We start from the raw sequence: 13,729 nt of genomic DNA, 5'->3' as shown, positions 1-13,729 counted from the left end.
TTGAAAATAATAAGATTTTTTTTGAATAGAAATAACTGTTCCAGCAAGAATCTTATTAATTTTTACTTAAAAATATCTAAAAATACGAATAATTTAACTTTTCTTTACAGAACCTAGTGCAGAAATAATTATTTTAATTCAACTTTTGCTCCAGCAGCTTCTAACTTACCTTTGATTTCTTCAGCTTCTGCTTTTTTCACATTGCTTTTAATCGGCTTTGGAGCTTCATCAACTAATTTCTTAGCTTCAATTAAACCAAGACCCGTGATATCTTTCACAACTTTAATTACTTCAACTTTCTTGTCACCGACAGCTGTTAAAATTACTTCAAACTCAGTTTTTTCAGCAGCTGCCTCAGCCGCAGGAGCTGCAGTGCCAGCGGCTGCTACAGCTACAGGTGCTGCTGCAGATACACCCCATTTTTCTTCTAGCATTTTCACAAGCTCAGCTGCTTGCATTAATGTTAATGATGATAATTGTTCTTCAATTTTAGCTAAATCTGCCATAATTTTTTCCTTTTTACTTTTTTTTTATATTGAGAGATTACTGCATCAGGTATTTTAAGGTTAATTAAATTCTTTTTTGCTACAAATTATAAGATTTTTTTAAAATAAGAACAATTATTTCGACAAAAATCTTATTAATTTTCACTATAAAAGCTCTTTAATTATCAATTAAAATATCTGATGCAGTAACCTTTAAGTTAATTTTTACTAGCATGTGCTTGTATTACTCTCGCTATACTCGAAGACGGAGCTTGTAAAACACCTACAAACTTAGTAGCCGGTGCTTGTAATAACCCAACAATTTTACCTCTAAGCTCGTTAAGTGAAGGTAGCTTAGAAAGTTCTTTTATTGAATTTTCATCTAATACGTGATTATCGACTATTCCACCAATAATCTTAAGATTATCATTAGCCTTAGCAAAATTAACTACTAATTTTGCCATCTCAACCGGTTCTTTAGAATAAACAATAGCAGTAGGGCCCGCAAATAAATTAGCAATACTATCAAGCCCTGTTTGATTTGCAGCTATTTTTGCTAAAGTATTTTTAACTACTTTAAAACCTGCTTCTTTAGATTTAAGTGATTCTCTAAGCGAACTCACTTGACTAACGGTTAACCCGTGATAATGAGTAATAATTACAGAGGGCGATTCTTTATAAATATTTACAATATCCTCTACTGCTACCGATTTTTCTGATCTTAACACCTTTTAATTCTCCTTTTATAATACAGTTTAATATATTTAAACTGATACAAATGCTTAAAATAACAAAATTTTTTTATTATTACTATACTACCGTTAAACGGCTATAAAAATTATGCTATACTAGTTAAATCTATTTGTACCGATGCTCCCATAGTAGAAGATAAATACATTGCTTTTAAATAACTTCCTTTTAATCCGGCAGGTTTTGCTTTAATTACTGCCTCAATAAACGCATTTAAATTTTTTAATAAATCTTGGTCTGAGAAAGATAATTTTCCAAGCCCTGCATGAATTATACCTGCTTTCTCTGCTCTATATTCTACCTGACCGCTTTTAGCATTTTTAATAGCATTTTTAATATCTAAAGTTACGGTACCAAGTTTAGGGTTAGGCATTAAACCTTTTGGTCCTAAAATTCTTGCAACTGAACCTATAGCTGCCATCATATCGGGAGTAGCTATACATACATCGAAATTAATTTTCCCTGATTTAATTTCATCAATGATATTTGTTGAACCTACTAAATCTGCTCCAGCACTTTTAGCTTCTTCTTCTCTTTCTTCTTTACAAATAACGGCAACTCTTACAGTTTTGCCTGTACCGGCAGGTAAATTAACTACACCGCGTACCATTTGATCGGAATGCCTAGGATCAATTCCAAGCTTCATAACTATTTCTAAGGTTGGGTCAAATTTAACATATGATGCTGATTTTAATCGTTCAACTGCATTTGTTAAATTATATAAAGTATCTGATTTTACTTTTTCTCTAGCTTCTCTTATTTTTTTACCGCCGCTAATTTTTACGGCAACATCTTTCTTATTTGACATAATAATTAATTCCCTACCACTTCAAGTCCCATAGATGCAGCACTACCACAAATAATTTTTGTTGCTGCTTCAATATTTTTTGTATTTAAATCAGGCATTTTTAACTTTGCAATTTCACGACAATCATCCATAGTAACTTTACCTACTAAGGCTTCTTTCTTAGTAGCACTAGAACCTTTAGTAATTTTAGCATACTTCTTTAAAAAGTAAGAAGCAGGAGGAGTTTTTATTTTAAAAGAAAAACTACTATCTTCATAAACAGTAATTACAGTCGGCAAAGGCACTCCTTTTTCCATACCTTGCGTAGCATCATTAAAATCTTTACAAAATGCTGCAATATTAACTTTTCTTTGTCCTAAGGCCGGTCCTATAGGAGGAGCAGGAGTGGCTCCGGCAACCGGAATTATCAAGTTAATATAACCTTTTATTGCTTTCTGAGACATTTATAAATATCCTTATTTTTCTCTTAAATTAATATTACTTTGTAACAATTGCATGGATCGTTTTTCCCATCATTGCGAGGAAAAGCTGTAAGTTTTGACAAAGCAAGGAAGAAAAAAATTCTGTAAATCAGAATTTTTTTATTATTTCTTCTAGATTGCCACGCAGCCCACGGCTGCTCGCAATGACGACTCATTATCCCGCAACAATGACATCCTGAACATTCGTACAATACAGCTTAAGTAATTTATAAACCGTATTTAGTCCAACTTTTAATCATTTTTCTTTACTTGATTAAAATTTAGTTCTATTGGAGTTGCTTTACCAAATATTGAAACTGAAACTTTTAACCTATTTTTTTCTTGATCTATTTCTTCTACTGTACCCATGAAAGTTTCAAAAGGACCATCTGTAACAGTCACTATTTCACCAACTTCATACAATTTAGAATTCTTTGCTTCTTTAGCTTCTGCTTCCAAATTATTAAAAATATTTTGTATTTCACTTTCTGTAAGAGCTTTTGGCGTGGTTTTGCTTCCTAAAAAGCCGGTTACTCCAGATATATTTTTCACTAAATGCCAAGATTTATCAGTCATATTCATCTTTATCAAGATATAACTCGGCATTAGTTTTTTTTCTACCTTGACATTTTTACCGCATTTAACTTCAGAAACTCCAAAAACAGGTATTAATATATCTTCAAAAAAATCTGTCATTTTCTGTTTAGCGATTTTTCTAAGCATATCTTCTTTAATGCGTTTCTCTGCTCCTGATGCCGTATGTACCACATACCACTGCTTTACATTTTTTTCAGAAGAAGGCAATATATTATCTATACTCTGTTCTGTCACAATTTATTCCTTATACTATTTGCCGATATTAAGCAAAAGCTGCATTATGTTATGTATACTATAATCAAGTACCAAACAAATTAAGCTAAAAATAAAAACTGCTACTACCACTACTAACGTTGAAGCAACAAGCTCTTTTCTAGTTGGCCAAACTACCTTATAAGTTTCTTGTTTAACTTGGTCAAAAAACTTATAAATTTTATATTCTTTAAACATATTTTTGTTAGGTAATTTATTAGACTTCTTAAAAAATTCTACTTCTAGAGGCAATTGAGACGATGACCCAGCACTGGAATTCTCACGTACTAGTATGTATGCTGCGATTCGAGGTGAAGTATATCTTTCAAATTTCTCCCTATAAGCGAATTTTGTAAAAACTCTATATTTTATAGCAAAAAAGCTCTAAACCTATAATGGCAGGAGCGACAGGCATCGAACCCGCAACCTCCGGTTTTGGAGACCGGCGCTCTACCAATTGAGCTACACTCCTATCATATTTTTAATAAAAAATCAATAAATTTATTAAAAATATTTGTTATTATTAAAAAATTACTATAATAATCGGTACTTCTAATTTATAAGCTGTCACAGTAAAACAACATCTACCTTTGCAAGACATGACATTAATTATATCTAATTAGATCCATCAATTATTTTTTAGCTTTAATAATATCAGCTACCTGACTCGGCACTTGATCATAATGAGAAAATATCATACTAAACTGAGCTCTACCTTGAGATAAAGACCTAAGCGTATTAACATACCCAAACATTTCCGCTAAAGGAACATTCGCAGTAACTACTTGAGCATTCCCTCTTGGATCCATGCTTTGAATTTGCCCTCTACGACTATTTAAATCGCCTATAATATCACCCATATATTCATCAGGAGTGATAACTTCAACTTTCATAATCGGCTCAAGTAATTTAGGATTACCTTTCGGCATCCCTTCTCTAAAGGCTGCCTTTGCAGCAATTTCAAACGCAAGTACACTAGAATCTACATCATGAAACGCACCGTCAACTAAAGTCACTTTAAAATCAATCACAGGATAACCGGCAATAACACCGGTTTCTCTAATACTATTTAAACCTTTTTCAACACCTGGTATATATTCTTTAGGCACGGCACCACCGACGATTTTACTTTCAAAGACAAAAGTTTTATTTTTATCTTCATCTTTTAGATCTTTTACCTCTTTTAGAGGCTCAAAAATAATTTTTACACGAGCAAATTGTCCTGCACCGCCGGATTGTTTCTTATGGGTATAATCAATTTCGCAAGCTCTTGTTATAGTTTCACGATATGCTACTTGAGGAGCTCCGATATTTGCTTCAACCTTAAACTCTCTTCTCATACGATCAATGATAATTTCTAAATGGAGTTCTCCCATTCCTTTTATCACTGTTTGTCCTGTTTCATGATCAGTTGAAACTCTAAATGATGGATCTTCTGCTGCTAAACGAGAAAGTGCTAAGCCCATTTTTTCTTGATCGGCTGTTGATTTAGGTTCTACCGCAAGCTCAATTACCGGCTCCGGAAATTCCATTCTTTCTAAGATTACTTGCTTATCAATATCGGATAATGTATCACCGGTGGTAGTATCTTTAAGACCTGCTAAAGCTACTATATCACCTGCTGATGCTTCTTTTACGTCTTCACGATTATTAGCATGCATTAATAGCATTCTACCGATTTTTTCTCTTTTATTCTTTACGGTATTAATAACAGTTGTTCCTGAAGTAATTTTACCTGAATATATTCTAATAAAAGTTAATGAACCAACAAACGGGTCATTCATAATTTTAAATGCTAAAGCTGCAAAAGGCTCAGTTACCGAAATAGGGAAATCTTTTTCTTCACCGGTACTTACTTCCATACCTTTTACTATACCTATATCAATAGGCGAAGGTAGGAAATCTACTACGGCATCAAGTAAAGGCTGTACTCCCTTATTTTTAAAAGCACTACCGCATAAAACCGGATAAAATGCTGCTGAAATAGTACCTTTTCTGATTAATCTTTTAATCTCTTCTTCTGTTACTTCTTCACCTGATAAATATTTTTCCATAACATGATCATCTAACTCAACAACCATATCAAGTAATTTAGCACGATATTCTTCAACTTTATCTTTCATATCGGCAGGTATATCTTCTTCAAAATACTCAGCTCCAAGTGATTCATCTTTCCAAATCACTGCTTTCATTTTAACAAGATCAATTATACCTTTAAAATTTTCTTCAATCCCTACAGGCAACTGAATAACAAGCGGTTTTGCTCCTAAACGATCTTTGATCATTTCAACGCATCTATAAAAATCTGCTCCCATTCTGTCCATTTTATTGACAAAACACATTCTAGGAACATTATATTTATCTGCTTGCCTCCAAACCGTTTCTGACTGCGGTTCAACACCTGCTACACCGTCAAATACTGCAACCGCACCGTCAAGAACACGAAGCGAACGCTCTACTTCGATAGTAAAGTCAACGTGCCCAGGAGTATCAATAATATTAATTATTTTATCTTGCCATCTACAAGTAGTAGCAGCTGAGGTAATGGTTATACCGCGTTCTTGCTCTTGTTCCATCCAGTCCATGGTAGCACCGCCCTCATGAACTTCACCTATTTTATGCGATTTACCGGTATAATATAAAATACGTTCGGTAGTTGTGGTTTTACCGGCATCAATGTGGGCACATATACCGATATTACGAATATGCTCAAGTTTATTTATTTTACTCATTATACCCTACCTTATTTCATTTTTTTAGGGCTAAAATGAGAGAAAGCTTTATTAGCTTCAGCCATTTTATGAGTATCTTCTTTCTTCTTAATGGCGACGCCTCTATTATTAGAAGCTTCAAACAGCTCTTCGGCAAGTTTATCAATCATCATTTTTTCAGAACGTTTTGACGCAGCATTAATAATCCAACGGCTAGCAAGAGCATATCCTCTTCTTTCATCAACATGCGTCGGAACTTGATAATTAGCTCCTCCAACCCTAACCGAAGTTACTTCTAAATGCGGCTTCACGTTATGCATAGCATTATTAAAGGTTTGATACGGATCAACTCTATGCTTCTTTTCAATTTTATTAAAGGCTGAATAAACAATTTTCTCTGCAATGGCTTTCTTCCCTTCTTTCATAATATTATTGATAAATCTTGACAATAAAATACTGTTATATTTCATATCAGGTAAAATTACTCGCTTTTCCGCGGCATGACGACGTGACATTTTATTTTTTCTCTCTAACTAATAATTTATTTTTTTGTAACTGCAACTTGTTTACGAGGAGCACCGTAACGTGAACGACCTTGCTTACGTCCTTTAACTCCGGCAATATCATAAGCACCGAGTACGATATGATATTTCACCCCCGGAAGATCAGGAACCTGACCGCCTCTTACTAATACCCTATCATGCTCCTTTACACTATGCTTTTCACCAGGAATATATGCATTTACGGTTCTTTTATTACTTAAACGTACCGTTGCGATCTTACGAAGTGCAGAGTTAGGCTTTTTAGGGGTAACGGTTTTTACAACTAGGCAAACACCGCTTTTAAAAGGATTAGATTCTAAGGCAGGAGACTTGGTCTTACGAGTTTTTGACTTTCTCCCAAAACGTACTAATTGATTATATGTCGGCATTAAAAAAAATACTCCAAAAAAACTTATATATACGATAATTAAAGGGTGGAAAAATACTTCCACCCTTTATTTTAAATCATTTCTAAATACAAATTATAAGAATTTGTAAATTACACTAAATTTAAATTATAATTACTTTTTCCATAAAAGCAAGTATGTTTTAATTAACAATCATTTTTTTCTCAATTATTTTTGCTATAAAGCTGATTAACATCACTAAAATATAATAACAGCACGCAGCAATAAGCATTGGAAAAAAATAATTATATGTTTCAATTGATACAATTTGTGCTCTACGCATTAAATCCATTTCTCCAAGCATAGAAATAATGGCTGATTCTTTAATCAAATTTACAAGCTCATTTACTAATGACGGAAAAATATTTTTAACTGCTTGCGGCAGGATTATATCTTTCATTATTAAAAACTTTGGAATAGCAAGAGCTTCAGCCGCTTCAAACTGCCCTTTATCAACCGCATTAATCCCCGCCCTGATTACTTCGGAAACATACGCTCCCGAATTAAGAGAAAAAGAAATAGCACCTGCCGTAAACACGCTAAATTTAACCACTATTATATACGGCGATGCAAAATAAATAATACTTAATTGAATTAATAAAGGAGTACCTCTGAAAATAGAAGTATAGAAATTTGCAAAAAACCTTAAAGCACGATTTTTATTTACCTTACAAATAGCGAGCAGCATCCCTATTACTAAACCGAATATAACGGCAATAACGCTATATTTTAAAGTTACCAAAGTTCCCTCTACAATAAAAAGGATTTTTGGATAGAATTTTGTTAAATACTCAAACATTTTTAATATATATTTTTTTCTTGTCATACCGCGGCTTGACCGCGGGATCTAGAAAAATAAGGATTTTTGGATCCCGCGATTAAATCGCGGGATGACATTAAAGGTTTCTAGATTCCTGCTTTCGCAGGAATGACATAAGAACATTAATTAATACACTCTTTTTGCCGGTGGAATTGCACTGATTTCATCGGTTAAAGTAGTTAATGTTACAGGTTTATAATCAAGAACTACTTTACCCGCTTCATCGATAGAGCTAAGAGTATGTTTCATCCAATCTCCATCATTACGATCAGGATAATCTTCACGTGCATGAGCTCCTCTGCTTTCTTTTCTTGCAGCTGCTGAATATACCGTAACCAAAGCTTGATCAAGTAGATTATCTAGTTCTAATGCTTCGACTAAATCACTATTCCAAATCAAAGATTTATCGTTAATTTTTATATCTTTATAGCCGCTTCTTATTTCGCTAATCATTCCTGCTCCTTCATCTAGTACCTCTTGAGTTCTAAATACCGAAGCATGGCTTTGCATAGTTCTTTGCATTTTAAGCCTTAAATCTGCAACTAAAATATTACCGTTAGCGTGACGTATTTTATCGAATCTATTAATAACCTTTTCAAGGCTTTCTTCTTTTAAAGGCCTATGAGGACTCGCAGGCTTAATAAGCTCTGCCGCTTTTAATGCAGAGCTTCTACCGAACACTACTAAATCAAGCAAAGAATTTGATCCTAACCTATTAGCACCGTGTACCGATACGCAAGCCGCTTCACCGATTGCCATGAGTCCCTTTACTACGCTATTATGATTCGTACCGTCTTTGATTATGACTTGACCGTGGTAATTAGTCGGTATCCCGCCCATATTATAATGTACCGTAGGAAGTACCGGTATCGGCTCCTTAGTGACATCCACACCGGCAAAAATTTTAGCCGTCTCAGAGATACCGGGCAAACGGCTATGTAAAATTTCAGGCGATAAATGATTTAAATGCAAAAATACATGATCTTTATGCTCGCCGACTCCTCGCCCTTCACGAATCTCGATGGTCATTGCTCTTGAAACTACGTCTCTTGAAGCTAAATCCTTTGCAGCAGGAGCGTAACGCTCCATAAAACGCTCTCCGTTTGCATTAACGAGATATCCCCCTTCACCTCTTGCTCCCTCGGTAATAAGGCAGCCCGCCGAATATATACCGGTCGGATGGAACTGTACAAATTCCATATCTTGCAGTGGAAGACCGGCTCTAATCGCCATACCGCCCCCGTCACCCGTACAAGTGTGAGCAGACGTCGCCGAAAAATAAGCACGCCCGTATCCGCCCGTTGCAAGCACTACATCATGAGCTCTAAAACAATGCAGACTACCATCATCTAAATTCCACGCAACTACACCTCTACATTCACCATCTTCCATCAATAAATCAATAGCAAAATACTCAACAAAAAACTGCACTTTATGTTTTAGTGACTGTTGATATAAAGTATGAAGTATGGCATGCCCCGTACGATCTGCCGCAGCACATGTACGCTGAGCTGCTTTTCCTTTACCGTACTCCGTAGTCATACCGCCAAAAGGACGCTGATAAATTTTTCCTTCTTCGGTTCTTGAAAAAGGTACACCGCAATGCTCAAGCTCTAAAATCGCATCGGGAGCGTTTTTGCACATATACTCGATGGCATCCTGATCGCCTAACCAATCAGAACCTTTTACCGTATCATACATATGCCAACGCCAATCATCTTCGCCCATATTCCCAAGAGCCGCACTAATTCCGCCCTGAGCAGCCACAGTATGACTACGGGTTGGAAATAGCTTAGTTATACAGGCGGTATTTAGCCCTTCTTTAGCCATACCGAATGCAGAACGAAGACCTGCTCCGCCCGCACCTACAACTACTACGTCAAATTTATGATGAATGATATTATATGCTTTGGTCATTAAATTAATTTTTTACTATTTTGATACGTGAATTGTCTACCCCTGTCACCCCGTGGCTTGACCACGGGGTCCAGTAATTCAATACACAATAATGCTATAAATTGTTTTCTGGATACCGCGGTCAAGCCGCGGTATGACAATTTTTATCCCCTATAAAACATCGCTACTACAAAAGCTGCAATAGTCACAATGCAAAATAATTGCACTATTATAATCAATGTATTACGTAATTTGTGACAACTTACATAATCCTCAACCACTACACGCATACCAAGCATTGCATGATATAACGAAATAGCCACCGTAATTAACAATGCTACTACGTTAAAAGGCTTTTTAAACTCCCACATAATAATATTTATGTCATTATTTTTGTTGGTTAACGTAAAATATATTAACCATATAGAACATAAAGCTAATATAATCCCCGTTGCTCTTTGCAATAACCAATGATGAGAACCACTTTTAGCAGAACCGCTATTTTTTGCTTTTACAATTTCTGCTTTAAAATCATATACCATTAATTTTCTCTAAACATATTTTTTTCGTTAAGTTGTCATACCGCGACTTGATCGCGGTATCCAAAAAAACTTATTACTACTAAAGCATAATTTATTTTAAAAAATCTTCATATAAATCATGCCAACTTGGATTACTAGAGTTAATTAAATCTAGCTTCCATTTCCTCTTGTATTCCTTTAGACGTTTTTCACGTCCAATTGCAAGATTAACATCATTAAATTGTTCAAAATAAACTAGTTTATCTATATCGTATTTTGTAGTAAAACCTTTTCTTATCTTCTGCTTATGTTGCCAAATACGTTTTATAATAAAGTAACGCCTATATATAGACTACCGTTACATTTATTAGAAAGTATATAAACATAATATTCTTTCATTTTATTAAGTTATTTTTTGGATACCGCGATCAAGTCGCGGTATGACACCGAAGATTATTTATATTTTTATACCCATAGCAACATAGTTAATAATATAGAACATACAACTACACACCAACCGGTGATATTAACTGCTTTTATAGAAAAACCGTAACCAATATCCCAAAATAAATGCCTAATGCCGTTACATAAATGATAAAACCAAGCATAACTAGCAGCTACTAAGCATATTTTTATAATGCAGCAATTAGCAAGTTGTAAATAATTATTGTCATATTTACTAAGGATCAACCACCATGCCAAAATCGATACTGCAAAAAATAGAGCTACACCGGTCATACGATGCAAAATCGACAAATTAGAACTTATTTGCGGCTTATATATAGTTAAATGCGGCGAAGTTGGACGCTTATTATAAATTTCTTGTTTGGTTTTAGTCATAGCTATTTAATATAATAAAAAATTGGATGAAGGCAGACGAAGTTTAATTTGGAAAAGAGCAAGGCGTTTTATACTTTTTGACCGCAGCGTAGTTAATCCTACGTGAGGATCAAAAAGTATAAAACAACGTAGCCAATTTTTCAAATTAAACGAGTCTGCAACCAATGCCCTTCTGCGGGTGATAAATCATCTGCTACTGCTCTCCTATCATCAAAGACGAAACATTCACCTTGCCATAAATTATTCTTGTTTTGTGTATCTTCTAAATACTGCAATATACCGCCTTTTAGATGATATACTTCATCATAACCTATGCTTTTAAGTAAGCTGGTGGATTTTTCACACCTAATACCACCTGTACAAACCATAGCAATTTTCTTACCTTTGAGCAATTCTTGATTCTGCTGAACCCAAGCAGGAAATTGTTTAAATGTTTTGATATTAGGATTAATTGCTGATTTAAATGTACCGACCTCTACTTCATAATCATTACGAGTATCTATTACTATAACATCTTGTTTTGTGATAAATTCATCCCAATCTTTCGGCTCTATATATTCGCCTTTAAACAAATCAACATTCAAATTTTCAACATTCATCGCTACAATCTCTTTCTTAAGCCTTACTTTCAGCTTCTGAAAAGGATGAACATCACTATAATTTATTTTAACGTTAACATCTTTGGGGCCGGTTAGCTTTATTAGTTCTTCAAGTACAAGATTTACATTTTCATATGAACCTGAAAAAGAACCGTTAAAACCTTCATTAGCTAATAAAATAGTACCTCTAACATATTTTTTTTTACCGATAAGCAAAAGCTTTGGTATTAAATTCGCCGGCTCTTCTATATTAACAAAACTATATGCACTTAAAATTGCTATTTTTTCATTCATAATTATTTAGGTGTCATACCGTGGCTTGACCACGGTATCTAGTTAAAAATTTAAAAAGACTGGATACCGTGGTCAAGCCACGGTATAACATTTAATCACAGCACCAATAACGGCACGAACACACTTGTATTACCCCTTTCAATCAAGAGCAAAATATTTTGCTTATCTGATTTTTTAGCATTTTCATATAATTCTTCTAGCTTACTTATATCGTCTATGCTTTCCTGATTAATATTGGTTATCAGATCGCCAATTTTGAAGCGACTTTCTTCTTCATCAATATTGGTTATAACTATTCCCATTTTATCTTGAGGAATAGTATATTTTTGTCTTAGTTCTTCAGTCAAATTACTAAAAGTAATATTATTTTTAGTAATAGATAAATTATTTTCTTCTTTGTTTGTTATTTCTTCCTTATTGGTCTCTTCTGTAGAATCTTTGGTAACCTCTTCATTATCCGAAGTAATTTTAATAGGTAATTCAAGCTCTTTTTTATCGCGAAGTATTTTTACTTTTACTTCCTGATCAATAGGAGCATCTGCAATAATTACACGTAATCTTTTAGTATTTTTAACCGGTATATCTGCAAACTCTATTATTATATCACCTGTTTTAATTCCTGCTTTATCACCTGGACCGTCTTCTTGTACTTTAGCTACTAACACCCCCCTAGTATCTTTAAGTCCTAGCCCTTCAGAAATTTCCTCGGTTAAATCTTGTATTGTTACTCCAAGGCGTCCTCTACTTACTTTTCCATCTTTCTTAAGACGTTCGATTATAGGCTTTGCAGTATTTGACGGTATTGCAAAACCGATACCTATATTAGTACCGAGCGGTGAAAAAATTGCCGTATTTACGCCAATTACTTTCTGATCCAAATTAAACATAGGACCACCGGAATTACCGTTATTAATTGCAGCATCCGTTTGAATAAAATTATCGACTATATTGTCCGTATCTATATCGATATCCCGCCCTTTAGAGGATATAATACCGCTTGTCACCGTACCTCCTAGATTACCGAACGGATTACCGATTGCAATAACCCAATCTCCTACTCTTGCATCATTTGAATCTCCAAACTCAACAAAAGGTAGAGATTCCTCGCTATCTATTTTTAAGAGAGCTAAATCGGTTTTAGTATCGCTACCTATTAATTTAGCCGATAATTCGGTATTATCTGCAAGTTTTATATTAATTTTCTCAACATTTGCAATTACATGATAGTTTGTCACTATTAAGCCGTTAGGTTCAATAATAAATCCTGAACCAAGCGGAACGCTTTTAGGAGTTTGATCGACCTCTTCTAAATTCAACGGTATATTAAGCTTTTCTAAAAAATCATTAATGAAATTTAAAGTTTTTTTTTCTTGCAGAGGATCTTTCTCGGCATTTTCCGATTTACTATTAACATATTCTATTGTTGAAATATTAACGACTGCAGGAATTAACGGTTCAACTATATCGGCAAAGCTATAACGGGTGGCTTCACTTACTTTTAAAGGAGCAGAATTTATTTCCGTAAACTCATTCTCTTCTTGATCTGCTACTTTTAAATACTTATTATTTTCTTTTGCTAGAACAACGTTACTTGATATTAAAACTATTATAACAAGAACTATTTTCAGATTAACCATATACTCCAAGTAAATAAAAAGTAGATAGACGAAGTTTAACTTGGAAAAGAGCAAGGCGTTTTATACTTTTTGACCGCAGCATAGTTAATCCTACGTAAGGATCAAAAAA

The 13,729-nt window shown here is 34.2% G+C and carries 15 protein-coding genes, 1 tRNA gene and 1 pseudogene; all 17 read right to left on the bottom strand.

The window, feature by feature from the left end:
- Positions 1-128: 128 nt before the first annotated feature.
- The gene (gene rplL, locus MB29_RS05220) at positions 129-506 is read right to left on the bottom strand and encodes a 50S ribosomal protein L7/L12 (RefSeq protein WP_032139339.1); all 378 of its coding nucleotides are present in this window, start codon (positions 504-506) and stop codon (positions 129-131) included.
- 197 nt (positions 507-703) lie between these two features.
- On the bottom strand, positions 704-1,213 hold the full coding sequence (gene rplJ, locus MB29_RS05215; protein ID WP_032139338.1) for a 50S ribosomal protein L10: 510 nt from the start codon (positions 1,211-1,213) through the stop codon (positions 704-706).
- Between the two features lie 110 nt (positions 1,214-1,323).
- Positions 1,324-2,043, bottom strand: coding sequence for a 50S ribosomal protein L1 (gene rplA / locus MB29_RS05210; protein ID WP_032139337.1), 720 nt, complete (start codon positions 2,041-2,043; stop codon positions 1,324-1,326).
- Positions 2,044-2,048: 5 nt separating this feature from the next.
- On the bottom strand, positions 2,049-2,486 hold the full coding sequence (gene rplK, locus MB29_RS05205; RefSeq protein ID WP_032139336.1) for a 50S ribosomal protein L11: 438 nt from the start codon (positions 2,484-2,486) through the stop codon (positions 2,049-2,051).
- A gap of 270 nt (positions 2,487-2,756) precedes the next feature.
- A complete protein-coding gene (gene nusG, locus MB29_RS05200; protein WP_032139335.1) occupies positions 2,757-3,335 on the bottom strand; it encodes a transcription termination/antitermination protein NusG in 579 nt (192 codons plus the stop codon).
- Positions 3,336-3,350: 15 nt separating this feature from the next.
- Positions 3,351-3,551, bottom strand: a complete 201-nt coding sequence (gene secE, locus MB29_RS10390; RefSeq protein ID WP_032139391.1) for a preprotein translocase subunit SecE — start codon at positions 3,549-3,551, stop codon at positions 3,351-3,353.
- Between the two features lie 198 nt (positions 3,552-3,749).
- Positions 3,750-3,825 (bottom strand) — tRNA-Trp (locus MB29_RS05190).
- Between the two features lie 160 nt (positions 3,826-3,985).
- Positions 3,986-6,085 (bottom strand): elongation factor G, encoded by a 2,100-nt coding sequence (fusA, locus tag MB29_RS05185; protein ID WP_032139334.1) that lies wholly within the window; start codon positions 6,083-6,085, stop codon positions 3,986-3,988.
- 11 nt (positions 6,086-6,096) lie between these two features.
- Positions 6,097-6,579 (bottom strand): 30S ribosomal protein S7, encoded by a 483-nt coding sequence (gene rpsG / locus MB29_RS05180; RefSeq protein ID WP_032139333.1) that lies wholly within the window; start codon positions 6,577-6,579, stop codon positions 6,097-6,099.
- Between the two features lie 26 nt (positions 6,580-6,605).
- Positions 6,606-6,995, bottom strand: coding sequence for a 30S ribosomal protein S12 (rpsL, locus tag MB29_RS05175; RefSeq protein ID WP_004996647.1), 390 nt, complete (start codon positions 6,993-6,995; stop codon positions 6,606-6,608).
- 160 nt (positions 6,996-7,155) lie between these two features.
- Complete coding sequence (locus MB29_RS05170; protein WP_008579660.1) at positions 7,156-7,812, bottom strand: amino acid ABC transporter permease; 657 nt, start codon at positions 7,810-7,812, stop codon at positions 7,156-7,158.
- A gap of 147 nt (positions 7,813-7,959) precedes the next feature.
- Positions 7,960-9,750, bottom strand: coding sequence for a succinate dehydrogenase flavoprotein subunit (gene sdhA / locus MB29_RS05165; protein WP_032139332.1), 1,791 nt, complete (start codon positions 9,748-9,750; stop codon positions 7,960-7,962).
- A gap of 143 nt (positions 9,751-9,893) precedes the next feature.
- Positions 9,894-10,271, bottom strand: coding sequence for a succinate dehydrogenase, hydrophobic membrane anchor protein (gene sdhD, locus MB29_RS05160; protein ID WP_032139331.1), 378 nt, complete (start codon positions 10,269-10,271; stop codon positions 9,894-9,896).
- A gap of 91 nt (positions 10,272-10,362) precedes the next feature.
- Positions 10,363-10,649: pseudogene (locus MB29_RS12920) on the bottom strand (GIY-YIG nuclease family protein).
- Positions 10,650-10,715: 66 nt separating this feature from the next.
- Positions 10,716-11,090: a succinate dehydrogenase, cytochrome b556 subunit gene (gene sdhC / locus MB29_RS05155; RefSeq protein ID WP_032139330.1), complete on the bottom strand. Its 375-nt coding sequence runs from the start codon at positions 11,088-11,090 to the stop codon at positions 10,716-10,718.
- Positions 11,091-11,230: 140 nt separating this feature from the next.
- Positions 11,231-11,983, bottom strand: a complete 753-nt coding sequence (trhO, locus tag MB29_RS05150; protein ID WP_032139329.1) for an oxygen-dependent tRNA uridine(34) hydroxylase TrhO — start codon at positions 11,981-11,983, stop codon at positions 11,231-11,233.
- A 95-nt stretch (positions 11,984-12,078) separates the two neighbouring features.
- Entirely contained in the window at positions 12,079-13,620 is a 1,542-nt protein-coding gene (locus MB29_RS05145) for a Do family serine endopeptidase (protein WP_032139328.1), read from the bottom strand.
- Positions 13,621-13,729: the final 109 nt, after the last annotated feature.

Source organism: Rickettsia tamurae, from assembly GCF_000751075.1.
Lineage (GTDB): Bacteria > Pseudomonadota > Alphaproteobacteria > Rickettsiales > Rickettsiaceae > Rickettsia > Rickettsia tamurae.
The sequence above is the reverse complement of the archived record's forward strand: the minus strand, read 5'-3'. Positions and strand labels throughout refer to the sequence as shown.